This is a genomic window from Chromobacterium sp. CV08, from assembly GCF_051129845.1.
Lineage (GTDB): Bacteria > Pseudomonadota > Gammaproteobacteria > Burkholderiales > Chromobacteriaceae > Chromobacterium.
Window position 1 is genome coordinate 1,865,257 of record NZ_CP150453.1, and the last position, 23,010, is coordinate 1,888,266.

Consider the following 23,010-nt stretch of genomic DNA (forward strand, 5'->3'; position numbering starts at 1 on the left):
GGCGGCATGAAAAGAATATTTGCGGCATGCCTGGCGTTTGCCTTGCTGCTGGCCGGCTGCGGCGGCGGGGGCGGAGGCGCCGGCTCGTTCTCCAGCGGCAACAACAACAGCAGCACGACGGCCAACAGCGTCGCGATGGTCGTCGACACCGGTCCGGCGGGCGCCCAGGGCGAGTTGAACATCCCCTACGTATCGGTGAAGGTGTGCGCGCCGGGCAGCGCCAGCAATTGCCAGACCATAGACCATGTGCTGGTCGATACCGGTTCCAGCGGCTTGCGGGTGCTGGCGTCGGCGCTGGGCAGTTCGGTGCTGGCCGGGCTGGGGGGACAGCAGGTCAACAGCCGGCAGGTGGTCGAGTGCGCGCAGTTCGCCGACGGCTATACCTGGGGCGCGGTCAATGTGGCCGATGTAAGGATGGCCGGCGAGGTGGCGAGTTCGGTGCCGATCCAGGTGATTTCCGATCCGGTCTATACCACGGTGCCGGCCAATTGTTCCGCCACCGGCACCGATGAGGGCAATCTGGCCGGTCTCGGCGCCAACGGCATCATAGGCGTCGGCCTGGACAAGCAGGATTGCGGACCCGATTGCGTCACCGGCACCAGCAACGGCTTTTATTATCTGTGCGCCAGCGCGTCTAGCTGTCTGCCGGGAACGGTGCCGCTGGCGCAACAGGTCACCAATCCGGTGTCGGCCTTCTCCAGCGACAACAACGGCGTCTTGCTGCAGCTGCCGGCGCTGGCGGCGACCGGCGCGGCGTCGGCCCAGGGCTCGCTGATCTTCGGCATAGGCACGCAGTCCAACAACGCGATTCCGAGCGCGGCCAAGACCTTCCAGGTCTCCAGCGACGGCTTCACGATCAACACCGTCTACAAGGGCCAGACCTATCCGAGCTTCATCGACAGCGGTTCCAACATACTGTATTTCAACGACAGTTCCATCGCGACCTGCACGGTGGGCGGCTCCACCTGGTATTGCCCGGCCTCGCAGCTGAACCTGAGCGCGACGCTGTCCAGCGGCGGCAGCAGCAGCGCGGTCAATTTCAGCCTGATCAGCGCGACGTATCTGAACAGCTCCAACTATGCGGCGATCCCGGCCATAGGCGCACCGATGACCGGCCTGTTCGCCGCTTATTTCGACTGGGGCCTGCCGTTCTTCTACGGTCGCAGCGTGTTCACCCGTTTCAATACCACAGGCGATCGGAGCAATAGCAACGCGGCGTACATCTTCTGATCGGCGCTTTATCTTGCGGCGCAGCAAATGCTCGCCTATAACACAAGCGTCATCACGATGACATCTCCTCTGTCTTTGTGCTTGAGGATAATGGCAAACAGGCCCGGCATAGTCCGGGCCTCTTTTTTGCATAAGGGCCGCACGAAAAGTCAGTTAGCAAACGATTTATTCCATGTTAATTTTTCATGTCGATTTTATTTCTGGAAACGGCGTGAACGCGGCAAAGAAGATCCGGCAACTGCTGGAGCGGGGAAGGGACAGGGAGCAGACGGAGGTGCTGTCCGAACTGGCGGCCGATCTGCAACTGGGGCGGGCATTCGATCTGAGGCGGCTGTTCCGGCTGGAGGCCGAGTATTTCGAGCTGGGCCTCGCGCTGATGCGCGACTGGCGCTTCGGCTACCACATCGCCGAGCGCAGCCGCCTGTTCGACGACATCCTGGCGCGCGACCGGGGGCTGCAGGGCCGGCTGTGCCGGCTGGGGGCCGAGGCCGGTTGACGGTTTCTGTTAGAATCGGCCATTTGCGCAATGGAGACCGGCATGCTGGCCGATGTGGAACTGGCTAAATCGTATCGTTTGCTGAACCACGGACCTACCGTGCTGGTCAGCAGCGCCGCCGGCGGGCGGCGCAATGTGATGGCGGCAGCCTGGGCGATGCCGCTGGACTTCGATCCCCCGAAGGTGCTGGTGGTGATCGACAAGTCCACCTATAGCCGCGAGCTGATCGAGGCCAGCGGCGAATTCGTGCTCAACATCCCGTGCCGCGCCCAGGCGGCGCAGGTGGTGCAGGTCGGCAGCGAGAGCGGCCACGGTCTGGACAAGTTCGCCGCCAGCGGGCTCGAGCCCTTGCCGGCGCAGAGGGTGGGCGCGCCGCTGGTGGCCGGCTGCATCGCCTATCTGGAATGCAAGGTGGTGCAGGAGCCGCACAATCAGCAGCAATACGACCTGTTCATCGGCGAAGTCGTCGCCGCCCAGGCCGACGCCGCCTTGTTCAGCGACGGCCATTGGCATTTCGACGACGATCCGGCCAGGCGCAGCCTGCATTACATTGCCGGCGGCGCCTTCTTCGCCACCGGGGAGGCGTTCAAGGTGTAGGCGCTGCCGAATCCGGCGATAAAAAAGCCCGCCTTCACGGCGGGCTTTTGGATTGACGCGGGGCGCTTACTGCCAATCGACCAGCGCGTACAGCTTCTTGCCGCGCTTCAGCAGCGTGTACTGGCCGAACAGGCGCTCGCCGTCGCCGATCGCATGCTCCAGGCTGTCGGCCTTGGCGCCGTTGACGCTGACCGCGCCGCTCTGGATGAAGGTGCGCGCCTCGCTCTTGGACTTGGCCAGGCCGCCGGCGGCCAGCGCGTCGATCAGGCCGTTGGCGCTCCTGTCCAGCTTGATGGTCGGCAGGCCGTCCTGCGCCAGTTGGGCGAAGTCGTCGGCGGTCAGGCTGGACAAATCGTTGCTGAACAGGCTCTGAGTGATGCGTTGCGCCGCTTCCAGCGCGGCCTTGCCATGCACCAGGGCGGTCACTTGCTCGGCCAGGATGCGCTGGCCTTCAGGCTTGCCTTCGCGGGTCTTGTCGGCTTCCTCGATCGCTGCGATCTCGTCCACCGACAGGAAGCTGAAGTAGCGCAGGAACTTGTAGACGTCGGCGTCGGCGGTGGAGAGCCAGAACTGGTAGAAGGCGTACGGCGAGGTTTTCTTCGCGTCCAGCCAGATGGTGCCGGACTCGGTCTTGCCGAACTTGGTGCCGTCGGCCTTGGTCACCAGCGGCATGGTCAGGCCGAACACCTGGGTCTGGTTCAGGCGGCGCGTCAGGTCGGTGCCGGCGGTGATGTTGCCCCACTGGTCGGAGCCGCCGATCTGCAGCTTGCAGCCCAGGCGCTGGTTCAGTTCGGCGAAATCGTAGCCCTGCAGCAGGCTGTAGGAGAACTCGGTGTAGGAGATGCCCTGGTCGTCGCGGTTGATCCGCTGCTGCACCGACTCCTTCTTGATCATCGCGTTGACCGAGAAGTGCTTGCCGATGTCGCGCAGGAACTCGAGCGCGTTCATCTTGCCGAACCAGTCGTAGTTGTTGGCCATCAGCGCGGCGTTGCCGCCTTCGAAGGACAGGAAGGGCTCCACCTGCTTGCGGATCTTCTCGACCCAGCTTTCGATGACGTCCGGGGTGTTCAGCTTGCGCTCGGTGGCCTTGAAGCTCGGATCGCCTATCATGCCGGTGGCGCCGCCGACCAGGGCCACCGGGCGGTGGCCGGCCTGCTGGAAGCGCTTCAGCATCAGAATGGGCACCAGGCTGCCGATGTGCAGGCTGTCCGCGGTCGGGTCGAAGCCGCAATAAAGCGTAACCGATTCCTTGTTCAGCAGTTCTTGCAGCGCGGCCATATCGGTGGTTTGCGCGATGAGGCCTCGGGCCTCCAGATCCTGAAGAAGGGCGGTTTGCGTCATTTGACTGGGTCTCCAACACGGTAGAAAACAACGGCCCGCACGGGCCGTCAGGGATGCAGTGCCGGCGCCGCGTCGCGATGCCGGGAAAAACGTCCATCTTAACCGAAAATGGGCTCAATTGCGCCTTCAAGCGTAGAATATCCCTTCCCTCGACAGGGATGAGTTTGCCTGGCCGCCGCATTGCGGCAAAATATCGGGCGGTAAATCAGCAAAGGAAGAAGCGATGTCGCAGCAGGTCAAGGTATGGGATGCGCCCACCCGTTTGTTTCACTGGACGCTGGTGGGATTGTTCGGCGCCATGTGGTATTGCGCCGAGCAGGGCGGCGAATGGCTGCAATACCATATCTATTGCGGCGTCGCGTTGGCGTCGCTGCTGGTGTTCCGGCTGATCTGGGGCGTGATCGGCAGTCAGACCGCGCGTTTTTCCAGTTTCGTGCGCGGTCCGAAAGCCATCCTGCGCTATCTGAAGGGCGAGCTGCCGGAGCATGAGGCTCCGGGCCACAACCCGCTGGGCGGCTGGATGGTGGTGGCGATGCTGCTGGCGCTGGCCGCGCAGGTGCTGACCGGCCTGTTCGCCGCCGACGTCGACAGCTATCTGTACGACGGCCCGCTGGCCAAGCACATCGACAGCGGGCTGGCCGAATCCGCCACCGGCGCGCACAAGCTGCTGTTCAACGGCCTCTTGGGTCTGGTGGCGCTGCACATCGCCGCCATCGTGCTCTATCGGGTGGTGAAGAAGCAGAACCTGGTCGGGCCGATGCTGACCGGTTACAAGCCCATGGCCGGAGAGAAGCCGCGGCTGCGCTTCGCCCACGGCGCGCTGGCGCTGGCGACGCTGCTGCTGTCGGCGGGCGGGCTGTATTTCGTACTGTTGCGCTGAAGCGCTTCCGCGGAAAACGACAAAGCCGGCAATCGCCGGCTTTTTGATTTCCATCGCGCGGGGCGCTTATTTTTCCGGGCCGCGGAAGGCGTCGTGACAGGTCTTGCAGTTCTGCGCCACCTGGCCGTAGGCCTTCTTGACCGCGGCCAGGTCGCCGCCCTTGGCGACGGCGGCCAGATTGTCGACCGATTTCAGGAAGGCGTCGCGGTCGGCCTGGAACTTGGCCGGCTGGCTCCAGATTTCCGGCTTGGCGCGGCTCTTGCCGGTGACGCTGTTCGCCGGGAAGTGCTTGAACGGCTCCGCGGCCAGCGTTTTCATCGCTTCCGCCTGCTGCTCGAATTTCACCTTGTCGTAAGGCGCGCGCTCGCGCACAGCCATGCCCATGGGCTCGAACGATTGCAGCAGCATCTTCTTGAAGGCCTGGGTGCGGATTTCGGCCGGCGTGCCGTCGGCGTGGGCGGCGGGGATGGCGATCGCTGCCAGCAGCAGCGCGGTCAGTGTCTTGTTCATGGCGTCTCGAGTCGGTGGCTGGGTTTGTCGGGTGGGCGCTCGGGGCGCAGAAAGCCGATTATATCGATGACGATGGGAAATGGGGCCGGGGGGGCGGCCCGAGCGGATCAGTCTTTGCGGAAATCCTTGTGACAGGCCTTGCAGGTCTGCTGTGTGGCGCCGAACTGGGCCTTGATCGCGGCCAGGTCGCCGGCCAAGGCGACTTGCTTCAGCTTGGCGGTGGCGGCCTTGTGATTGTCGATGGCTTTCTGCCAGTCGGCGGGCTTGCTCCAGATTTCCGGGCGGGCGTCGGTCTTGCCGGCGCCGCTGCCGGCCGGGAAGTACTGCCAAGGCTGCTGCGACAGCTGTTCCAGCTTGGCGGCCAGCTTGGCGAATTCGTCCTTGTTGTAAGGCGTCTCGCCCTTGACCACCTTGCCCATCTCGCCGACCACCGGCTTGTACTGTTTGAACGCGTCCTTGCGCTGGCTGACCGGATCGGCGGCGAACGTCTGGCCGGCCAACAGCAGGGCCAGCGAGGCCATCAACATCTTTTTCATCGAAAATCCTTTTGCATCAAAACGACGCCCGCAGCCTATCACAGCGGGCAGGGCGTCAAAACCCGCATTATGTAAATGGTTGAATGCTTGTGATGTTATACAGTAACATTTGTTCATTATCTAAGCCGATACCGATGATATGGACGTTTCCGCCTATCTCGCCGCCGCCGAGCGGCACTGCGCCGCGCGCGGCAGCAAGCTCACCGATCTGCGCCGCCAGGTGCTGGAGCTGGTGCTGAACCGCAGCGGCGTGGTCAAGGCCTACCAGGTGCTGGCCGACCTGCAACAGCAGCGCGGTTCGGCCGCGCCGCCGACCGTCTACCGCGCGCTGGACTTCCTGGTCGAGCATGGCCTGTTGCACAAGGTGGACGCGCTGAACGGCTTCATCGTCTGCGAACATTTCGATTGCCAGCACGAGAGCCTGATCCTGGTGTGCGAACAATGCGGCCGCGTCAACGAGGTGGACGCCGCCAGCGGCCTGGCCCGGCTGCGCGAAATGGCGCAGGTCGCCGGCTTCGCGCTCAGCCCGCAAAACCTGGTGCTGGCCGGACGCTGCCGGTCCTGTGCCGCCTGAATCTGAAGAAATCATGAACAAGACCAAAGTCAACCTGTTTACCGGCTTTCTGGGCGTCGGCAAGACCACCGCGCTGCGCCACCTGATAGCCAACCGTCCGCAGCATGAGAAATGGGCGGTGATCGTCAACGAATTCGGCGAAGTCGGCATAGACGGCGCCGCCTTGCTGAACGACGAGCTGGCGGTGGCCGAGATCGCCGGCGGCTGCCTGTGCTGCGTCGCCGGCCCGCAGATGACCGCCACCGTGGCCACGCTCTTGCGCCGCGAGAAGCCGGACCGCCTGCTGATCGAGGCCAGCGGCCTGGCTCACGCCGCCGGCGTCATCGACGAATTGCGCGCCAAACCGTTGGGCGAGGCGCTGGAAGTGGCCGCCGTGCTGACGCTGGTGGACCCGCGCCAGTTCATCCAGTCCGACTACCACCGCCAGCCGCTGTACCGCGACCAGATTTCCATCGCCGATGTGTTGGTGGCCAACAAGACCGATACCGCCGACATCCCGACGATGGAGGCCTTCCGCGCGCAGGCGGCGGCGTTGTTCCCGCCGAAGTCGTTGGTCGGCGAGGTCAGGGACGGCCAGTTGGACGTCGCCTGGCTGGACGCCGAACTGGCGGCCAAGCCGCGCTACCGCCCGGCGGTGCTGCCGGATAACACAAGCGCGTGGCAGTCCGCCGGCTGGACCTTCGATCCGGAATTGAATTTCGACGGCGAGCGGCTGACGCGGCTGTTCGACGAGCTGCCGGCCAAGGTGCCGGGCCTGGTTCGCGCCAAGGGCGTGTTCCGCGTGCTGGACAGCTGGGTGTGGTTGAACTGGGCCGCCGGGCAGTGGGGCGCCGCCCAGGTGTCCTGGCGCCGCGACAGCCGCTTCGAGCTGATCGCGCCGGAGTTCGACGCCGCCGCGGTGGAAGCCTGGTTGAAGGAGTGCCTGGAATGAGCGGACGACATTCGCACGATCACGGGCACGGCCATGCGCCGCACCATCATCATGTCACCGCAGCCACGCTGCGCGCGCCGCTGAGCCTGTTGGCCATGTCGGCCGTCCAGCGCGTCGCGCTGACGCTGTTGCCGCTGGCCGGGCTGTGGCTCTTGGTGTGGTGGGCATTGCGGGAGCTGGCATGAGCATCATCCTGAACAATCTGACGGTGTCCTACCAGCGCCACCCGGCGGTGCATCACATCAGCGGCCGCTTCGCCGACGGCGACGCCACCGCGATATTCGGGCCCAACGGCGCCGGAAAGAGCACGCTGCTGAAGGCGATGATAGGCGCGCTGACGCCGGACTCCGGCCATGTGGACCTGAACGGCCACCGCCGCAGCGACATCGCCTATCTGCCACAGCAGGCGGAGATAGACCGCAGCATGCCGGTCAGCGTGCTGGAACTGGTCGGTACCGGCCTGTGGCACAAGAGCGGGCCGTTCGGCAGGGTGGGGCGCGACGGCATCGCCCGCGCGATCGAGGCCTTGGAGCAGGTGGGCCTGGCCGATTTCGCGTTGCGGCCGATCGCCGCCTTGTCCAGCGGCCAGTTCCAGCGCGTGCTGTTCGCCCGCATCCTGGTGCAGGACGCCAGGTTGATCCTGCTGGACGAGCCGTTCAACGCGGTGGACGCCAAGACCACCGAAGACCTGCTGGGCCTGGTGGCGCAATGGCGGCGGGAGAAGCGCACGGTGATCGCGGTGCTGCACGACGCGATGCAGGTCAGGGCGCACTTCCCGCATACGTTGCTGATGGCGCGCGAGGTGATCGCCTGGGGCGACAGCGCCTCGGTGTTGAACGATGACAATCTGCGGCGCGCGGTGGACACCGCCGCCCACTGGCAGGCCCAGGCGCCGGTTTGCGGCCTGGATGGAGCGAGAGCCTGATGCAACACTTGTACGATCTTCTGGTTTCGCCCTTCGTCGAATTCGCCTTCATGCGGCGCGCCTTGGCCGGCTGCCTGGCGCTGGCGCTGGGCTCGGGGCCCATCGGCCTGTTCCTGGTGATGCGGCGCATGAGTCTGATGGGCGACGCGATGAGCCACGCGGTGCTGCCCGGCGCCGCCGTCGGCTTCATGTTCGCCGGCCTCAGCCTGCCGGCGATGAGCCTGGGCGGCTTCGTCGCCGGCGTGCTGGTGGCGTTGCTTGCCGGTCTCGCCACCCGCTTCACCAGCATCAAGGAGGACGCCAGCTTCGCGGCCTTCTACCTGCTGTCCTTGTCGCTGGGCGTGCTCTTGGTGTCCAAGGGCGGCAGCAATGTCGACCTGATGCACATCCTGTTCGGCTCGGTGCTGGCGGTGGACGACGCCGCGCTGTACCTGGTGTCCGGCGTGGCGACGGTGACGCTGCTGACGCTGGCCGTCATCTATCGGCCGCTGCTGCTGGAAAGCCTGGACCCGGTCTATCTGCGCGCGGTCGGCGCGCGCGGCGCCTGGTGGCATCTCTTGTTCCTGATGCTGGTGGTGCTGAATCTGGTGGCCGGCTTCCAGTCGCTGGGCACGCTGATGGCCGTCGGCCTGATGATGCTGCCGGCGATCACCTCGCGGCTGTGGACCGAGCGCATCGAGGCCATGCTGGCGCTGGCCGTCGGCATCGCCTTCCTCAGCGGCCTGGGCGGCCTCTTGCTGTCCTACCACTTCGAACTGCCGTCCGGCCCCGCCATCATCCTGCTGGCCGGCGTGGTCTATCTGCTGTCTTTGTTGTTCGCGCCGGTCGGGGGAGCGTTGCCGCGCTACATCCGCGCGCGGCATCTCGAATCTTGAACCGATAGGGGAACTCCCATGAAGAAGACTCTAGCCGCCTTGCTGCTGCTGGGCATGCCGGTCCTGGCCTTGGCCAAGGTGCCGGTGGTGGCCAGCTTCAGCATCATCGCCGACATGACCCGCGAAATAGGCGGCGACCGCGTCGACGTGGTGTCGCTGGTCGGTCCGGACCAGGACGCGCACGTGTTCCAGCCGTCGCCGGCCGACATCAAGAAGGTGTCCGCCGCCAAGGTGCTGGTGACCAACGGCCTGGGCCTGGAGGGATGGATGTCGCGTCTGGACAAGGCGGCCAACTTCCGCGGCGTGACCGTGGTGGCGTCCAAGGGCATCAAGACCAGGCAGGCGCCGGAAGAGGAGCATGCCGACGAGGACCACGGCCATGAGCACGGCGACGTCGATCCGCACGCCTGGCACGACCCGGCCCGCGTGCAGACCTATATCAAGAACATCAGCGCCGGCCTGATCCAGGCCGATCCGGCCGGAAAGGCCGAGTACCAGCGTCGCGCGGCCGATTACGCCGCCAAGGTGAAGGCGCTGGACGACTGGGCGAAGCGGCAGTTCGCCGCGGTGCCGGCGGCCAAGCGCAAGATGCTGACCTCGCACGACGCCTTCGGCTATCTGGGCGAGCGTTATCAGTTGAAAGTACTGGCGATCCAGGGCGTCAGCACCGAGGCCGAGGCGTCGGCCAAGGGGGTCGCGCAATTGACGAGGCAGGTGAGAAAGGAAGGGGTGAAGGCGGTGTTCATGGAGAATATGAGCGACGCCCGGCTGCTGAAGCAGCTGTCGGCCGAGGCCAAGGTTCAGATCGGCGGCAAGCTGTACGCCGACGCGCTGTCCGGACCGGGCGGTCCGGCGGCCGGCTATCTGCAGCTGATGCGCTACAACGTCGACACCATCATGAAATCGTTCCGCTGACGAGCTGAACCAGCTTCCACGCGCCGATTCCCGCCACGCCCAGTCCGGCCGCCAGCCGCACCGGGCGTTTTTGCATCCAGCGGCGCAGGCCGTCGGCGAACACGCCCATCAGCAACAGATTGGGCAGCGTACCCAGGCCGAAGGCCAGCATCAGGCCGGCGCCGTTCCAGGCGGAGCCGCTGGCCAGTGCCGAGATCGACGCGCTGTACACCAGGCCGCAGGGCAGCCAGCCCCACACGGCGCCCACCGCCGCCGCGCCGCTCATCGAGCGAACCGGCAACAAGCGGCCCAGCAGCGGCTGCAGCCGCCGCCACAGCGGTTTGCCCAGTTTTTCCAGCGCGACGACGGCCTGGCCCAGGCCGGCGAGATACAGTCCCATCGCGACCAGCATCAGGTCGGCCAGCGCCGCCAGCGCCAATTGCCAGGAGTGGGTGGAGGCCAGGCTGAGTCCGCCGGCCGCGAGGCCGCCAAGCAGCGCGCCGATCAGCGTGTAACTGGCGATGCGCCCCAGATTGTAGCCGGCCAGCACGCGCCAGCGGGCCGCGCCGGCGGGGTGGTGCAGCGTCAGCGCGGCGACGATGCCGCCGCACATGCCGACGCAGTGGCCGCCGCCCAGCAGGCCGGCGACCAGCAGGAGCCAGAAATTGGTTTCGATCATGCCGCAAATTGTCCATCAAAGCTCTATGGTAACAGAGAGCCATGACGAAGTTGCATTACGGGGCGGCGGGACTTGACGTGGTGATGACAGTGGCGGGATCTGATTATTTTTGGCATTGTTGACGCAAGCATTCTACAAAAAAGGTTGGATATAATTGTTTTGCCTACTGGCTAAAAGTACAGTTTGCAAAGAGAATGTCTGACCGGACGCGAAACGCGCGCCCGATTGAGCGCGGCGACACGCGTCGGACCCGATCCGGAATTGGGAGCGAGCCATGCCTTTTCGGCTGGGTCGATCCGGATGGGGGCTAAACGTAAAGATAGATGGGGATACAGTGAGGAACACAATATGGCCAGGTATCTGACACTTGAACGGCTGGGAAGATCGGCCATCATCACGCTTTCGAACCTGCCTGCCAATTTGCTGACGGCCGACAGCCTGAACGAGCTGACGGCGACGCTGCAGGCCTTGAATGCCGATGAGGCCGTCCGTTCGGTGGTGATTACCGGTGCGGGCGACTCGTTTTTTTCCGCCGGAGCGGATCTGAAGCAGTTCGCCGCCGGCGACAAGGGCGCGGCCGATGTCGTGCTCCAGGCGTTCGCCGGGGCCTTGCAGGCGATACGCGGCTACCGCGGCGTCACCGTGGCGGCGGTCAACGGCTACGCGCTCGGCGGCGGCCTGGAGTGCGCGCTGGTGTGCGACTACATCATCGCCGAACGCGGCGCGAAGCTGGGACTGCCCGAGGCCAAGGTCGGCCTGATCCCGGCTGCCGGCGGCACGAAGACGCTGGCTGACAAGGTCGGCGTGTCCTGGGCCAAGCGCATCATTCTCGGCGGCGAGCTGGTCAGCGCCGAGAAGGCGTTGAGCATAGGCCTGATCGAGGAGGTCGTCGACCAGGGCTTCGCCAAGATCGTCGCGGTCAGCCTGGCCAACAAGGTGGCGACGCAGGGCGCTTGCGCGGTGGCGGTGGCGCGCAAGCTGATCGAGGACAGCCCCAACCTGAATCTCGACGAGCATCTGAAGCGCGAGCGCGCCGCCATGCTGGGCCTGGTCGGCGGCGACGAGCAACTGGAGGGCGTGTCCGCCTTCCTGGCCAAGCGCACGCCGGGTTGGGCGCAAGAGGATGACGATTGATGCGGTTCGCCGAGTGCGAGCCGCGAACCGACCGCCTGCCCGCATCGATGCGGCAGGCGGTTTGTTTTTGAACGGACGGACATGCTAGCCTAGGCGACATTTGGCATATTCGACCCGGTCGGGGCGCCGGTCGAGTGCCCGGCGGTCGCACAGCAGGGGAAGACATGGAAATTTACCAGTTGCGGACCTTTGTCACCGTGGCGCAGCAGGGCCACCTGACACAGGCAGCCGAACTGTTGCACTTGTCGCAGCCGGCGGTGACGGCGCAGATCAAGGCGCTGGAGGAAGAAGTGGGCATGCAGTTGTTCGAGCGCAGCGCCGGCGGCGTCCGGCTGACGCGGGCCGGACAGGAGCTGTTGCCGGAAGCCCAGGGCGTCCTGGGCGCCGCGCGGGACATCATCAACCATGCCAAGCGGCTCAAGGGCCAGCTCGCCGGCCAGGCCCGGATAGGCGTCAGCCTGATGCCGGACATCCTGAGGCTGGGACCGTGGGTGGCGGCGTTGGTCGACGCCTATCCTTTGCTGGAAGTCCAGCTGACCCATGGCGTATCAGTCGATGTGCTGAACCTGGTGCGCAAGAAGGAACTGGACGCCGGTTTCTATCTGGGCAGGAATCCCTATATGAATGTCAGCACCGTGCCGCTGCGGACGCTGGATTTTCGCGTCGCCTTGCCGGCGGCCTGGGCCGGCCAGCTGGACGGCGGCAGGCTGAAGGAATTGGGCAAGCTGCCGTGGGTCGGGGTGTCGCAATTCTCCAGCCTGTCGAAAATCACGTCCGAATTGTGGCGGGAACTGAACATCTCGCCTAAAAAGGTGGCGGAGAGCGACCACTTGTCGGTGATTCTGGAGCTGGTCGCCGCCGGCGTCGGCGTGGCGCTGGTGCGCGAGGAAGAGGCCCTGGCCTGGCAGGCCGACGGCCGAATCTGGCTGGTGCCGGAATTGCGCCGCAGCGCCGATCTGCAGTTTGTCTATCCGGCGGACCGGGCGGGCGACCCGGTTCTGGAAACCCTGTTGAGGGAGCTGCTTGCGGTGTGGGCCTCGCCCTGTCCGCAGCCTGTTGTCGCCTGAGGCGCGAACGCGCCGCCTGTTGAGGAGGCCATATGGCCAGTTGGATTGTCGGTGCGGTGGAAAACTATTGCGGCGTAGTGGAAAGCGGCCAGCGGCGCTGGCTGGAGGCGCAGCAGGATGCCTGTATCACATGGCTGGCTTCGCTGGCGCCGAAGTTCCCGTTGTCTGAAGGCGAGATGGAGAAGCGGATAGACGGCGGCCTGCTGGTGGGGGCGGCGCTGTGGCAGGCCCAGGCCGATACCCAGCGCGAGCTGATGCTGGCGACGGAGAGACTATGGACCGAGATGGGGCGCTGTATCGCGCGGCAGCTGCCCGACGACGGCGCGGCGCCGATCGCCGCGGTGCGCCAGGCGCTCGAGGTGGGCTGCGTCTCCGGCGCGGCGCTGTCCAAGGCCTCGCGCCAGGCCGGCCACTTCGCCGCGACCAGCTTTTCCGGCATACCGCTGAAGGCCACGCGCGAGGTGCGGCGGGTGTGGGGGCGACGCTGAGCACGGAACCGGGCAAGTCTGTTATGCTTTCCGCATTAATGGAATGGCGCAGCGCGCCATCGAGCGGAGGCCAGCATGCAAATCCATGGCGCCTGCCATTGCGGCAATATTTCTTTCGATCTCGACTGGCCGCCTGAGACGGCCGTCATCCCCGCCCGCCGTTGCGACTGCGGCTTCTGCCGCAAGCACGGCGGCATCTGGACCGCCTCTCCCGCGGCCGGGCTGACGGTGGCGCTGCGCGATCCGCAACGGGTGTCGCATTACCGTTTCGGCACCGGCACCGCCGATTTCCACATCTGTTCCGGTTGCGGCGTCGCGCCGCTGGTCACCAGCGAGATCGACGGCCGCTTGTACGCCGTGGTCAGCGTCAACGCCTTCGAGACGCCTGGCCTGCCGCTGGGCGAGGCGGCCGACGTGTCGTTCGATGGAGAGAGCGAAGCGGAAAGGCTGGCGCGGCGCGCCCGCAACTGGATCCCCGATGTCCGTTTCGCCTGATCGTTTTCCCTTCATCCGGCTGGAGGCCCTGCCGGCCGCCGCCTTGGCCGATTTGGCCGCCGGCAGGCGGCCGACGGCTTGGGACCGCGATTGCGAGGAGGGCGCCTTGCCGCCGCCGGAAGTGGCGAGGCGGGCGCTGCGCCTGCAGGCTGAGGGCGTGGAGGCGCGCTGGAGCCTGCCTTATGCGATGATCGATGAGGGTGGCGCCCTGGTCGGCGCCTGCGGCTTCAAGGGACCGCCCAGCCTGGGAGTGGTGGAAATCGGCTACGCGGTGGCGCCTGCGCGGCGCGGGCGCGGCATCGCCGCCGCCGCCGTGGCGCAATTGCTGCAGAAGGCTGCGGCCGGCGGCGCGCGCCGGGTGCTGGCCAGGATCAATCCGGACAATGCGGCGTCGTCTCGGGTGGCGGACAAACTGGGTTTCGTCCGCGGCGAGGTGGCGCTGGACGACGACGGCGAGCCCTTGGCTCAATGGCTGTGGCCGCCGGCAAGCGGTTTTCCCGATGATGGAGAAGTGTCATGAAGCTGATAGGCATGCTGGACTCCCCCTACGTCCGCCGCGTCGCGATTTCCCTGCAATTGCTGGACCTTCCATTTGAGCACCAGCCCTTGTCGGTATTCAGCGCATTCGAGCGTTTCCGGGAGATCAACCCGGCGGTGAAGGCGCCGACGCTGGTCTGTGACGACGGTACGGTGCTGATGGATTCCACGTTGATCCTGCAGTATGCGGAGTCGATCGCGCCGGGGCGCAGCCTGCTGCCGTCAGATCCGCAACGCTTGCTTCGCTGCCTGCGGGTGACGGGGCTGGCGCTGGCGGCCTGCGAGAAGAGCGTGCAGATCGTCTACGAGCGCAAGTTGCGGCCGGAAGACGCGCGCTACCGGCCCTGGCTGGAGCGGATCGGCAACCAGCTGCTGGCCGCTTACGGCGAGTTGGAGCGGGAGCTGGCATCCGGTTTGCCGGATGTCGGCGGCGGGGCCGTCGATCAGGGCTGGCTGACCACCGCCGTCGCCTGGCATTTCAGCAGGCGGATGGCGGCGGACATCGTGCCGGAGGACAAGTATCCGGCATTGGCCGCCCTGTCCGCCAAGGCGGAGACGCTGGAAGCGTTCCGGGCGGCGCCGTATGGAGATGGCGCGTATCCGCTCCGTGTTTGATGCGATGCGTCAAGCAATGTGTCCGCGATGATTATATTTATTTGATTTATGCTTTTGGCAACTTGTTCGCGCTGATAGTATTCGCTCTTTGCCTGCCGACGGCGGATTGTCCGTGGCCGCCGGCGGGCAGCACAGCGATGGAGCGTGCGATGAAGAAAATCTTGTTGTTGGCGGTGTCCTGCGGGTTCGCCGCGGCGGGGCAGGCTGCCACCGTGCCGGCGGTCGATCTGGAAAGCGCCGGCGTGATCGTCAATGGCAATACCGTCAATCTGTACCGGGTGCCCAGCCTGGATGCGGCGGGCAAGACCCATTATTCCGACGTCACTCTGACTCTGCCGGTGGACAAGAACGGCGCGATCGGCAAGCCGGCGCAGACCGTCAAGCCGTCGGCCAGTCCGCAAGGCCTGCAGTTCGTCGCCGGCAACTACGTCGGCAGCAGCGGCGCCCTGTGCTCGGTCACCACCTCCGCGTTGGCGGATGGGCGGCAGCAAAGCGCGCTCAGCTGCCGTCCGTCCGTCGGCGGCTTCTCCACCGGCCTGGCGGTCAACTGGGTGAGCGGCCCGCTGGCAGGCCACCCTTATGAAGTGGATCTGACCAAGGCCGGCATCGATCAGATCGCCGGCCGCGCCGCCTACTCCTGGGGGGTGATCAACGATCGCAGCGGCGGCTGGTATTACTGCTTCACGACCGGCGACATCGTCAGCGCGGTGCAGTCCGGGCGCCAGATCGCCCTTAATGTCTATGGTCGGGCCAATACGGTGAAGTGCGGCGATGTGTTCACGCTGAACGCGCCCTGATCCCGTAGCGAGCACAAAATAAAACGCCGCCGCATTTCACGATGCGGCGGCGTTGTCGTTGATGAATGGACCTTACTGCTGATGCGCGCCGTCGGCCACGATGCCGCGCACCTTGGCCACGTCGCCGGCGGCCACCGGGCTGGCGGCATTGCCCCAGCTCTGGCGCATATAAGTGAGCACGTCGGCCACTTCCTGGTCGCTCATCTGCTGGGCGTAGCCCGGCATGCTGTATTCCCAGGCCAGATGGCGGGTACGGGCGTTGACGCCGCCTTCCAGCACCACGCGGATCAGCGAGGTGGCGTCGCGCGCCATCACCGCCGAGCTGCCGGCCAGCGCCGGCACCACCTTGTCGTGCCCCTGGCCGTTGGCCTGGTGGCAGGTGGCGCAGTTCTCGAAGAACAGCGTGGCGCCGGTGCGTACCGGGGCGACGTCGGCCGCGCCCGCGCCGGGCAGGCTCTTCAGGTAGACGGCGATCGCCGACAGGTCGGCGGTGTTGATGTGCTGGCTGCTGTAGTGGACCACTTCCGCCATCGGGCCGAAGGCCGCGGTGTAGCGGTTGCGGCCGGTCTGCAGATACTGCACCAGCTCGTCGGCCGACCAGCCGCCCAGGCCTTCGCGCGCGTCGCCGGTCAGGTTGCCGGCGTACCAGCCCGCCAGTTGCGCGCCGGTCAGGTAGCCGGGCTTCTTGTCGCTCAAGGCCACTTCCTGGAAGGCGACGCCGCGCGGGGTGTGGCAGGTGCCGCAGTGGGCCATGCCCTGCACCAGGTAGGCGCCGCGGTTCCACTCGGCATTCTTGCCGGCGTCCGGCTGGTAGCGGCTGTCGTCGTGGAATATCCAGCGCCACAGCGTCAGCGGCCAGCGCATCGACAGCGGCCAGGGGATATCGCTGTCGCGGTTGGCCTGCTTCACCGGCTCTACGCCGTGCATGAAGTAGGCGTACAGATCGCGCATGTCGTCGTCGTTGATGCGGGCGAACGAGGTGTAGGGCATCGCCGGATACAGCGAATGGCCTTCCTTGGCGACGCCGTCGCGCAACGCGCGGGCGAAGTCCTCGTAGCTGTAGCCGCCGATGCCGGTTTCCTTGTCCGGCGTGATGTTGGTGGAGTAGATCTTGCCCACCGGGGTGTCCATCGGCAGCCCGCCGGCGTTTTCCTTGCCGCCGGGGGCGCTGTGGCAGGCGATGCAGTCCGACACGCGGGCGAGGTAGGCGCCGCGTCGCACGCTGTCGGTGTCGACATTCGCCAGCGCGGCGTTCGCCGCAAAGGCCAGCAGGGTCGAGAGGCCCAGGGTTTTCATCAGTTTCATCACGGTGTTCCTGTTAGCTCAACTCGTTGACGGCGCGCCATGCCTGATCGATGGCGGCGTGGGTGTACGGATTCCAGTCGGAGTCGGAGTTGGCGATCGCCACTTTGCCGGCCGGACGACGGGCGGTGGCGATGATGCGCTTGGACTCTTCTTCGTCGTCGTACATCGAGTTGAGGAAGTAGGAATAGCCATGCGACCAGCGGTTGACGGTGATGGCCGCGATGTCGCGCTTGTGTTCGAAGCCTACGGGGCCCAGGATGCGCTGCAGCTGGCTGCGGATCATGTCCTCGTGCTCGGAGAACGGCATCGCCAGCAGTTTGGCGCGGCCCATCCTCCACTGGGTGCGCGGGTCCAGGTTGGAGCCGGCGATGGTGGGCACGTAGACCATGTGCAGGCACATCGGCTCGGACGGCTTGCGCGGGTGCTGGTAGCCGCCGATGTCCACCGGGTAGTCCATCTTGATGCGGCTGTACGGCATCGACGGACAGTAGAGCTCGTGCACGCCCAGCTTCATGAAGCTGTCCCAGTTCTTCAGCACCACCTTGGTGTAGACCAGCGGTGCCTTGACGTTCATCGCCAGCGCCTGCTTCTGGTCGTTTTCCAGTTCCGGCATGATGTGCGGGATCATCATGTTGTAACAGGCCATCACCACGTGGCGGCCCTGCACGCGGTGCAGCCTGCCGCCCTTGTCCAGGTAGCCGACGTCCACCGGACCCTTGGCGTTCTCGACGCGCACCACGGTGCTGTTCAGCCGCAGCCGCACCGGATTTTCCGGCAGGTCCAGCTTGCTGTAGTCGAAGCGGGCCAACACGATGTCGTTCATGTCCTTGCCCGGTGCCGCCTGCGGGATCATCTTGCGCACCAAGAGGCGGGCGATGGACGCGTTGCCGTCAGGGAAGTGGTAGATGTAGGGATCGCGCAGCTCGGCTTCCGCCTCGGCGCTGATCTTGCCCAGGCCGGCCACGCCGTGGAAGCCAGGCAGGTCCAGGTTGCGCGCGTCCAGCGCCGGCAGGCCGTCGATGCCCACCGCCTGGAAATCGTTGCTGCGCGACTGGAAGAAACGGATCGCGGTGGCGCTCAGGCCGACGTGGCGGGACAAATAGGTGCTGTAGCTGATCTTGGCGAGATAAGCCTCGCGCTTGTTCTTGGGCATGTCGCCGAGGTAGTCGCGGGTGCTGGTGTGCAGATCGATCAGCGCGTCGCGGTCCTTCTTAGACATCGGGAAGTCGTTGATGAAGTCGCGGATCGGGCGCGCGTTCAGGCGCTTGGGGTCGATGTCGTCCGCCACCTGCAGATAGGGGTCGCCGCCTACGGTCTTGTCGACGCCGAAGTCCTCCTTGTTGAAGAACACGCCGCGCGACAGCTTGAGATCGGGGTAGAAGTTGCGGTGGAAGTGGCTGGCCAGCCCATCGATGTCGATGGTCAGTTCCTTCATCAGCGCCAGCGCTTCCTTGCTGAACACGTGCTTGGGCGATTGCAGCGATTCGGTGCCGCCGTAGCCCAGCATCAGGCGGTTGCCGACCTTGAACTCGTTGCGTTTGGCGTGGCCGCCGAAGTCGTCGTGGTTGTCCAGGATCAGTACCTTGGCCTGCGGATGCTTCTTGCGGTAGTAATGCGCGGCCGCCAGGCCGCTGATGCCGCCGCCGACCACCACCAGGTCGTAATGCTCTTCGACTTTGGCGCCGCCAAGATTGAACGCATGGTGGGCGCGGCCCAGCTTGTGCGCGTTCTCGAAGGAGCCGTCATGGTTGCCGCGCAGTCCGGTGAGCGAAGGAGGGTAGTAGCTGGCGCTGATCTGTCGGGGGGCGGCACGGAGGATTTCCAGCGGAGTGAGCCCGGCAGCCACCGTTAGCGCAAAACCGTTGAGGAAGTCTCGTCGGGTAATGGACATGGCTTTTCCTGTGTTGTTGTTGGAATAAACCAGCAGCATCTGCGTGCCGTCTGGCGTTCCATTATAACAAACTGTAAAAATTGTTAATTTTTATGCTGCAGGAATGGGGAGGCCGCGGCGGTGAGCGTATGGATCAGGCTGGTCCAGGGCTGAGAGAATTGGATCAGGACGCGCGGTGGCGGGATTGGGCCGGGACGACTTTCTTCTATGCCTACGCGGTGACGATGGTGCCGGCGCAGATGGTTCATCGTGGTGTACCACCACCGTGTTGGGGATGGGCTGCACGAATACGCTGCCGTGCGACATTTCAACGGTATGCGTGAATCCATGAGGATGACCACTGTCGCGTCGAGCCGGCTACCTGCGCCGAGATCACCCGCAGTGGCCTGCTGCCATTCAATGGAAAAGCGCTCAAGTCTTGTGGTGACGGGCAGGGTGGTTCCTGATGGTGGAAATGACGTGGGCTTGAGCTTGGGGGCGTGTCCATGTGAGGGTTTGCAAGAAGCCACATCAGTCTTTTAAACGCATCGGATGGTGGATCCGACCATGCTGCTGAGGGGGGAGGTGGGCCGCTATGGCGGTGCCGGAAGGCACGTCGCGCGTTCGTTGTGATTGCTTGGGGAGGTCACCATGATTGCCGTTTCACTTGGGTCTACAATGGAATTTGTTGCAGTCGATACTGTCATACTGGCGGCGGAATGCGTAAGGTTTGAATCGAACCAGCTCTGTCATGCGGTATGATTCCGCTGCTGCGAGAGGGATTGAAAAAACATTGACATTAAGGTTACCATCCGGGCGAGACGGATAGGGGCTTGATTTTTCAGCGTGGCTCCGGCTGCGCGTTCGTTTATCGAGGCTGTGCACACTCTACGGACAGAGGCTTGCCGGTACGTTCCTCGAGTTTGGGATATTGGCGAATAGGGTTTTGTCATAAATGCCTTGAATTTCCATCTGCTTGGAAGCAGCAGAAGGAGAAAAATATCCAGTATTTTATGAGATAAAAAAGTAAAGGCTGATACTGCCTGCTTTTATAAAGCTTTTTTGCTACGGACTATTCAAAATAAGCCTTTGGATTCCTGTCGAGGCACACTTCAATGGTGGAATCGTTTTGTCTAACGTTGACAATCGAGTTCTTTTTTTTGTCAAATTTTAATAAAGAGCACTGTTTGGGTTATGCATTTGAAATCTCTTCGTGAAATTCCTTATGTGGATTTGGTTTTTAATCTGGTTCACAAAGAAATTAGGACACGTTATTTTGGTGCAGCATTAGGTTTTGCCTGGTCGCTTGGCTCTCCTTTGATAAACACATTGACATATTGGGTGGTTTTTACTTGGATATTTCCCAATAAAAATCCGAATTTTGCACTGTATTTGGTAACTGGGAATTTACATTGGATGTTATTTACCCAGATTTCATCAAATAGCTGCGAGTTGCTGACGGGGGCGGGAGGGCTGATTAAGAAGATACGCTTCCCTAGAGTGCTCATTATTGCATCTGGCTTGTTGACGACATTCACTTTTTGGTTATCTGCATTTGCTATTTATATGGTGCTTTACCCATTGCTGGGAGGAGTATTTACCGCGGCATGGTGGGTCTATCCGTTGTTTTTGCTGCCATATTTGATTTTTATATGTGGTGTTGCGATGTTTTTGTCGATCGGGCATGTTCTGTTTCGTGATTTGAAACATATTGTTGATGTTGTTTTGCCATTGCTGTTCTGGCTAACTCCGATTGTGTGGCATGTTGATTTGATTCATTCCGATAAAATGTTTTTGTTGAATTTTAATCCGCTCTTGCCTTTTATTCAGAGCTTTTCTCAGATATTTGTTTATGGGACGGTTCCAGCATTGCATATGTGGGTGAAAGTTTATGTAATTGCTTTTTCTTCTCTTGCTATCGGTGGTTATCTTTTCCGCTCGAGAGTAAATAAGTTGGTGGAGATTCTGTGATGGCGGTGGGTAAAGCAATTATCAGCATTGAAAATGTTAGCAAGCAATTTATTCTGCATCACAATGCGGGGGCAAGCCTGAAACAAAAATTTGTAGGTTTGTTCAAGAAGCGCTGGCGTTCTCATAAAGAACCCTTTCAAGCGCTTCATGATGTTTCTTTTCAGTTGCATCCGGGCGAGTCATTAGCCCTGCTAGGACACAATGGCTCCGGTAAGAGTACCTTGATGCAGATTATTGCAGGTATTTTAGAGCCAACAAGCGGAAAAGTGGTCACTTCAGGTCGTATTGCACCATTGATCGAGCTGGGTGTGGGGTTCAACCCTGAGCTGACTGGTGAGGAAAATATCTACCTGAACGCTAGTTTGTTCGGTCTTAGCAATGAACAAACCAGATCAAAATTTCAAGATATCGTTGAGTTCTCTGGTCTCGGTAGTTTTATTGATACCCCGATCAAAAATTACTCTTCAGGTATGTTCATGCGGCTAGGGTTTTCCATTGCGGTTCATATTGAGCCGGATGTATTGCTTGCTGATGAGATCCTTGCTGTGGGCGATGCGGATTTTCAGCAAAAATGTTATGACCGCATTCGTGAGCTTCAAAAGGGTGGAATGGCTTTGATCCTTGTGACTCATGCTAAAGAGCAAGCGGCAAAGTTCTGCGATCGCTTTATCCAGCTTGATCATGGTAGAGTGATTGATCAGGGTAGTTTTTGCCATAACTAGTTTTAGGGGCCTCGTCGTTGGATGAGGCTTTTCCTTTGTTTTAGATTGACATGATTTGTGCTGGATGGTCATATTTTTGGCCAGTTGCTTGATTTTGCAGTATGAAAGTGAAAGCTTTTTTGTGCTGAATATGGAAAAAAGACACTCGAATCATGAGTTGAAAAGGTTGAAATTGCATCGAGTTGAAGGGTTGAAGACTAGGCGCAAATCGAGCTTTTTGATTCGAGGTGGGCGCAAGTTCAAGAATCTGATGCGGTCGAATATCGGCGTAGCTTCAGTGTCAAATTATTTTGTGTCGGAAGTGATCAAGCGCATCAGAAAGCGTTTGCTTTCGCTTCGGTCTCGCGAGCTTCGCCTGGATGTCAGGAAGCAAGTTGAGTATTTGCGGCAACACGGTAAAGTTGTCTTGGCTTTTCGTCTGGCTGGTGGAGTTGGCGATGCCGTGATTCATGCTCGTCTGTTAAGAGACCTGGTCATGGCATGTGGAGCATCAGTGCAGATCGATGTCTATTTCAATGGTCCGCAGGTATTAAAATTTATTTTTGCCAATCTGCATGGTGTCAGAAAAGTATTGGACGATGCGCATTTCAATCGTTTGAAAGGCGCTTATGATGTGGCTTGTATATTGACGCATTATTTTCAGCTAGATGATTATGGTAAAAGCCTGGCCAGAATCGAGTCTGTTTCGCCCAAGCTGGCTGATGTATTGCGACGGATTGAAAGCAGTCAGGCCAATCTCGGTGCGTTCATACACCATCAGCCCTCGCTGGATGGTGCATTTTCCGACTATGCGATTGAGAGGGGCTTGACTAGGGAGAAGGGCTTGCACCAGTTGGCTGGCATTGCCTATTCCGGTGCGCAGCTGCCGATCAGGATTCCGAAAAACTGGCCAAGCAATGAGATTCGGCCAGGCGATTTGTATATCACTATCCACGATGGTTGGGATAATTCAATGACCTTGGCATCATCTCGTCCGACCAAGGCCTATCCGATCGACTCATGGAACCAGCTGGTCCATCTGCTCAAGTTGCGTTTTCCGAGCTTGAAGATCGTGCAACTAGGAGGCGGAACCGGGGAAGCCATCGAGGGAGTCGATGTCTGCTTGAGGGGGAAAACCAAGTTGCCAGAGTCGGTCGCCGTGATGAAGAAGGCGCTGCTGCATATCGATTCCGAGTCCGGATTGGTGCATCTGGCGGCGGCGATCGGCATCCCGGCGGTGGTGTTGTTCGGTCCCACCAATATCGAGTATTTCAGTTACCCGGAAAATGTGAATGTGGGTTCTCAGGAGTGCCGCAACTGTTGGTGGAGCGTCGACTCGTGGAGCGATGCCTGTCCGCGCGGATTTGAAGTGCCGATCTGCATGAGCGGCATCATGCCGCAGACCCTGGTCGACAAGGTCGCGGCCTTGCTGGAGAGGCAGCCAAGATGGCGGGCTGCGGGAGCCGGCGGCCTGCCAGACTTGCCGATGGCAGGTTAAGTTGAGGGCCGGTTCGATGACGGCCGCACGCTAAGAGCCTGTTCAACGCCTTTCTTGTGGCATC

At 62.4% G+C, this 23,010-nt stretch carries 26 protein-coding genes; 20 read left to right on the forward strand and 6 right to left on the reverse strand.

Annotation, left to right across the window (positions count from 1 at the left end):
* The first annotated feature begins 6 nt into the window (after positions 1-6).
* From WNM05_RS09000 to WNM05_RS09010, 3 genes are all read left to right on the forward strand, one after another.
* Positions 7-1,230 (forward strand): DUF3443 domain-containing protein, encoded by a 1,224-nt coding sequence (locus WNM05_RS09000; protein ID WP_434634295.1) that lies wholly within the window; start codon positions 7-9, stop codon positions 1,228-1,230.
* A gap of 211 nt (positions 1,231-1,441) precedes the next feature.
* Entirely contained in the window at positions 1,442-1,726 is a 285-nt protein-coding gene (locus tag WNM05_RS09005) for a hypothetical protein (RefSeq protein ID WP_434634296.1), read from the forward strand.
* A 42-nt stretch (positions 1,727-1,768) separates the two neighbouring features.
* The gene (locus tag WNM05_RS09010; RefSeq protein WP_434634297.1) at positions 1,769-2,323 is read left to right on the forward strand and encodes a flavin reductase family protein; all 555 of its coding nucleotides are present in this window, start codon (positions 1,769-1,771) and stop codon (positions 2,321-2,323) included.
* Between the two features lie 66 nt (positions 2,324-2,389).
* On the opposite strand, the gene tyrS is transcribed toward WNM05_RS09010, so the two are convergent.
* Positions 2,390-3,664: a tyrosine--tRNA ligase gene (tyrS, locus tag WNM05_RS09015; RefSeq protein ID WP_434634298.1), complete on the reverse strand. Its 1,275-nt coding sequence runs from the start codon at positions 3,662-3,664 to the stop codon at positions 2,390-2,392.
* Between the two features lie 223 nt (positions 3,665-3,887).
* Between tyrS and WNM05_RS09020 the strand changes: the two genes are divergently transcribed.
* Positions 3,888-4,544: a cytochrome b/b6 domain-containing protein gene (locus WNM05_RS09020; protein WP_434634300.1), complete on the forward strand. Its 657-nt coding sequence runs from the start codon at positions 3,888-3,890 to the stop codon at positions 4,542-4,544.
* Between the two features lie 66 nt (positions 4,545-4,610).
* Here WNM05_RS09020 and WNM05_RS09025 read toward each other — a convergent pair whose 3' ends face one another.
* Together WNM05_RS09025 and WNM05_RS09030 are read right to left on the reverse strand one after the other, a co-directional pair.
* Positions 4,611-5,054, reverse strand: a complete 444-nt coding sequence (locus tag WNM05_RS09025; protein ID WP_434634301.1) for a c-type cytochrome — start codon at positions 5,052-5,054, stop codon at positions 4,611-4,613.
* Positions 5,055-5,161: 107 nt separating this feature from the next.
* On the reverse strand, positions 5,162-5,590 hold the full coding sequence (locus WNM05_RS09030) for a c-type cytochrome (RefSeq protein WP_434634302.1): 429 nt from the start codon (positions 5,588-5,590) through the stop codon (positions 5,162-5,164).
* 139 nt (positions 5,591-5,729) lie between these two features.
* Between WNM05_RS09030 and WNM05_RS09035 the strand changes: the two genes are divergently transcribed.
* Genes WNM05_RS09035 through WNM05_RS09060 form a run of 6 tightly spaced genes read left to right on the forward strand, consistent with a single transcriptional unit; the run spans position 5,730 to position 9,810 of the window.
* Positions 5,730-6,164 (forward strand): Fur family transcriptional regulator, encoded by a 435-nt coding sequence (locus WNM05_RS09035; protein ID WP_434634304.1) that lies wholly within the window; start codon positions 5,730-5,732, stop codon positions 6,162-6,164.
* A gap of 13 nt (positions 6,165-6,177) precedes the next feature.
* Positions 6,178-7,095, forward strand: coding sequence for a CobW family GTP-binding protein (locus tag WNM05_RS09040; protein WP_434634306.1), 918 nt, complete (start codon positions 6,178-6,180; stop codon positions 7,093-7,095).
* Positions 7,092-7,280 (forward strand): hypothetical protein, encoded by a 189-nt coding sequence (locus WNM05_RS09045; protein ID WP_434634307.1) that lies wholly within the window; start codon positions 7,092-7,094, stop codon positions 7,278-7,280. Before WNM05_RS09040 ends, WNM05_RS09045 begins: the two co-directional genes overlap by 4 nt.
* Complete coding sequence (locus WNM05_RS09050; protein ID WP_434634308.1) at positions 7,277-8,020, forward strand: metal ABC transporter ATP-binding protein; 744 nt, start codon at positions 7,277-7,279, stop codon at positions 8,018-8,020. The genes WNM05_RS09045 and WNM05_RS09050 overlap by 4 nt, the downstream gene beginning before the upstream one ends.
* A complete protein-coding gene (locus tag WNM05_RS09055) occupies positions 8,020-8,895 on the forward strand; it encodes a metal ABC transporter permease (protein WP_434634310.1) in 876 nt (291 codons plus the stop codon). The genes WNM05_RS09050 and WNM05_RS09055 overlap by 1 nt, the downstream gene beginning before the upstream one ends.
* A gap of 18 nt (positions 8,896-8,913) precedes the next feature.
* Complete coding sequence (locus WNM05_RS09060) at positions 8,914-9,810, forward strand: metal ABC transporter substrate-binding protein (RefSeq protein ID WP_434634311.1); 897 nt, start codon at positions 8,914-8,916, stop codon at positions 9,808-9,810.
* Here WNM05_RS09060 and WNM05_RS09065 read toward each other — a convergent pair.
* Positions 9,791-10,468: a sulfite exporter TauE/SafE family protein gene (locus WNM05_RS09065; protein ID WP_434634312.1), complete on the reverse strand. Its 678-nt coding sequence runs from the start codon at positions 10,466-10,468 to the stop codon at positions 9,791-9,793. The two genes, WNM05_RS09060 and WNM05_RS09065, sit on opposite strands and share 20 nt — an antisense overlap.
* A gap of 348 nt (positions 10,469-10,816) precedes the next feature.
* Here WNM05_RS09065 and WNM05_RS09070 point away from each other — a divergent pair, with 348 nt between their 5' ends.
* The 7 genes from WNM05_RS09070 to WNM05_RS09100 all read left to right on the forward strand — a co-directional run bounded on the left by WNM05_RS09070 (position 10,817) and on the right by WNM05_RS09100 (position 15,601).
* Entirely contained in the window at positions 10,817-11,602 is a 786-nt protein-coding gene (locus WNM05_RS09070; RefSeq protein ID WP_434634313.1) for an enoyl-CoA hydratase, read from the forward strand.
* Positions 11,603-11,766: 164 nt separating this feature from the next.
* Positions 11,767-12,669: a LysR family transcriptional regulator gene (locus tag WNM05_RS09075; RefSeq protein WP_434634314.1), complete on the forward strand. Its 903-nt coding sequence runs from the start codon at positions 11,767-11,769 to the stop codon at positions 12,667-12,669.
* Positions 12,670-12,701: 32 nt separating this feature from the next.
* On the forward strand, positions 12,702-13,157 hold the full coding sequence (locus WNM05_RS09080; protein WP_434634315.1) for a hypothetical protein: 456 nt from the start codon (positions 12,702-12,704) through the stop codon (positions 13,155-13,157).
* Positions 13,158-13,232: 75 nt separating this feature from the next.
* On the forward strand, positions 13,233-13,652 hold the full coding sequence (locus tag WNM05_RS09085) for a GFA family protein (RefSeq protein ID WP_434634317.1): 420 nt from the start codon (positions 13,233-13,235) through the stop codon (positions 13,650-13,652).
* Positions 13,636-14,172, forward strand: coding sequence for a GNAT family N-acetyltransferase (locus WNM05_RS09090; RefSeq protein WP_434634319.1), 537 nt, complete (start codon positions 13,636-13,638; stop codon positions 14,170-14,172). Before WNM05_RS09085 ends, WNM05_RS09090 begins: the two co-directional genes overlap by 17 nt.
* Positions 14,169-14,804 (forward strand): glutathione S-transferase family protein, encoded by a 636-nt coding sequence (locus tag WNM05_RS09095; RefSeq protein WP_434634321.1) that lies wholly within the window; start codon positions 14,169-14,171, stop codon positions 14,802-14,804. Before WNM05_RS09090 ends, WNM05_RS09095 begins: the two co-directional genes overlap by 4 nt.
* Before the next feature lie 149 nt (positions 14,805-14,953).
* A complete protein-coding gene (locus WNM05_RS09100) occupies positions 14,954-15,601 on the forward strand; it encodes a hypothetical protein (protein ID WP_434634323.1) in 648 nt (215 codons plus the stop codon).
* A 72-nt stretch (positions 15,602-15,673) separates the two neighbouring features.
* On the opposite strand, the gene WNM05_RS09105 is transcribed toward WNM05_RS09100, so the two are convergent.
* On the reverse strand, positions 15,674-16,906 hold the full coding sequence (locus WNM05_RS09105; protein ID WP_434634325.1) for a c-type cytochrome: 1,233 nt from the start codon (positions 16,904-16,906) through the stop codon (positions 15,674-15,676).
* A 13-nt stretch (positions 16,907-16,919) separates the two neighbouring features.
* Positions 16,920-18,797, reverse strand: coding sequence for an NAD(P)-binding protein (locus WNM05_RS09110; RefSeq protein ID WP_434634327.1), 1,878 nt, complete (start codon positions 18,795-18,797; stop codon positions 16,920-16,922).
* A gap of 1,173 nt (positions 18,798-19,970) precedes the next feature.
* On the opposite strand from WNM05_RS09110, the gene WNM05_RS09115 reads away from it, so the two are divergent.
* The 3 genes from WNM05_RS09115 (at position 19,971) to WNM05_RS09125 (ending at position 22,946) form a co-directional block, all read left to right on the forward strand.
* On the forward strand, positions 19,971-20,747 hold the full coding sequence (locus WNM05_RS09115) for an ABC transporter permease (protein ID WP_434634329.1): 777 nt from the start codon (positions 19,971-19,973) through the stop codon (positions 20,745-20,747).
* Positions 20,747-21,469, forward strand: a complete 723-nt coding sequence (locus WNM05_RS09120; RefSeq protein WP_434634331.1) for an ABC transporter ATP-binding protein — start codon at positions 20,747-20,749, stop codon at positions 21,467-21,469. Before WNM05_RS09115 ends, WNM05_RS09120 begins: the two co-directional genes overlap by 1 nt.
* 64 nt (positions 21,470-21,533) lie before the next feature.
* Complete coding sequence (locus WNM05_RS09125) at positions 21,534-22,946, forward strand: glycosyltransferase family 9 protein (protein WP_434634333.1); 1,413 nt, start codon at positions 21,534-21,536, stop codon at positions 22,944-22,946.
* Positions 22,947-23,010: the final 64 nt, after the last annotated feature.

What these genes read in the sequence shown, in the direction of transcription:
- WNM05_RS09050 (WP_434634308.1), top strand. Translation starts at nt 7,277, where the DNA reads ATGAGCATCATCCTGAACAATCTGACGGTGTCCTACCAGCGCCACCCG.
- WNM05_RS09055 (WP_434634310.1), top strand. Translation starts at nt 8,020, where the DNA reads ATGCAACACTTGTACGATCTTCTGGTTTCGCCCTTCGTCGAATTCGCC.
- WNM05_RS09035 (WP_434634304.1), top strand. Translation starts at nt 5,730, where the DNA reads ATGGACGTTTCCGCCTATCTCGCCGCCGCCGAGCGGCACTGCGCCGCG.
- WNM05_RS09090 (WP_434634319.1), top strand. Translation starts at nt 13,636, where the DNA reads ATGTCCGTTTCGCCTGATCGTTTTCCCTTCATCCGGCTGGAGGCCCTG.
- WNM05_RS09010 (WP_434634297.1), top strand. Translation starts at nt 1,769, where the DNA reads ATGCTGGCCGATGTGGAACTGGCTAAATCGTATCGTTTGCTGAACCAC.
- WNM05_RS09000 (WP_434634295.1), top strand. Translation starts at nt 7, where the DNA reads ATGAAAAGAATATTTGCGGCATGCCTGGCGTTTGCCTTGCTGCTGGCC.
- WNM05_RS09025 (WP_434634301.1), bottom strand. Translation starts at nt 5,054, where the DNA reads ATGAACAAGACACTGACCGCGCTGCTGCTGGCAGCGATCGCCATCCCC.
- WNM05_RS09115 (WP_434634329.1), top strand. Translation starts at nt 19,971, where the DNA reads ATGCATTTGAAATCTCTTCGTGAAATTCCTTATGTGGATTTGGTTTTT.
- WNM05_RS09120 (WP_434634331.1), top strand. Translation starts at nt 20,747, where the DNA reads ATGGCGGTGGGTAAAGCAATTATCAGCATTGAAAATGTTAGCAAGCAA.
- WNM05_RS09060 (WP_434634311.1), top strand. Translation starts at nt 8,914, where the DNA reads ATGAAGAAGACTCTAGCCGCCTTGCTGCTGCTGGGCATGCCGGTCCTG.
- WNM05_RS09125 (WP_434634333.1), top strand. Translation starts at nt 21,534, where the DNA reads ATGGTCATATTTTTGGCCAGTTGCTTGATTTTGCAGTATGAAAGTGAA.
- WNM05_RS09100 (WP_434634323.1), top strand. Translation starts at nt 14,954, where the DNA reads ATGAAGAAAATCTTGTTGTTGGCGGTGTCCTGCGGGTTCGCCGCGGCG.
- WNM05_RS09075 (WP_434634314.1), top strand. Translation starts at nt 11,767, where the DNA reads ATGGAAATTTACCAGTTGCGGACCTTTGTCACCGTGGCGCAGCAGGGC.
- WNM05_RS09045 (WP_434634307.1), top strand. Translation starts at nt 7,092, where the DNA reads ATGAGCGGACGACATTCGCACGATCACGGGCACGGCCATGCGCCGCAC.
- WNM05_RS09105 (WP_434634325.1), bottom strand. Translation starts at nt 16,906, where the DNA reads ATGAAACTGATGAAAACCCTGGGCCTCTCGACCCTGCTGGCCTTTGCG.
- WNM05_RS09080 (WP_434634315.1), top strand. Translation starts at nt 12,702, where the DNA reads ATGGCCAGTTGGATTGTCGGTGCGGTGGAAAACTATTGCGGCGTAGTG.
- WNM05_RS09085 (WP_434634317.1), top strand. Translation starts at nt 13,233, where the DNA reads ATGCAAATCCATGGCGCCTGCCATTGCGGCAATATTTCTTTCGATCTC.
- WNM05_RS09070 (WP_434634313.1), top strand. Translation starts at nt 10,817, where the DNA reads ATGGCCAGGTATCTGACACTTGAACGGCTGGGAAGATCGGCCATCATC.
- WNM05_RS09095 (WP_434634321.1), top strand. Translation starts at nt 14,169, where the DNA reads ATGAAGCTGATAGGCATGCTGGACTCCCCCTACGTCCGCCGCGTCGCG.
- WNM05_RS09110 (WP_434634327.1), bottom strand. Translation starts at nt 18,797, where the DNA reads ATGTCCATTACCCGACGAGACTTCCTCAACGGTTTTGCGCTAACGGTG.
- WNM05_RS09065 (WP_434634312.1), bottom strand. Translation starts at nt 10,468, where the DNA reads ATGATCGAAACCAATTTCTGGCTCCTGCTGGTCGCCGGCCTGCTGGGC.
- WNM05_RS09030 (WP_434634302.1), bottom strand. Translation starts at nt 5,590, where the DNA reads ATGAAAAAGATGTTGATGGCCTCGCTGGCCCTGCTGTTGGCCGGCCAG.
- tyrS (WP_434634298.1), bottom strand. Translation starts at nt 3,664, where the DNA reads ATGACGCAAACCGCCCTTCTTCAGGATCTGGAGGCCCGAGGCCTCATC.
- WNM05_RS09040 (WP_434634306.1), top strand. Translation starts at nt 6,178, where the DNA reads ATGAACAAGACCAAAGTCAACCTGTTTACCGGCTTTCTGGGCGTCGGC.
- WNM05_RS09020 (WP_434634300.1), top strand. Translation starts at nt 3,888, where the DNA reads ATGTCGCAGCAGGTCAAGGTATGGGATGCGCCCACCCGTTTGTTTCAC.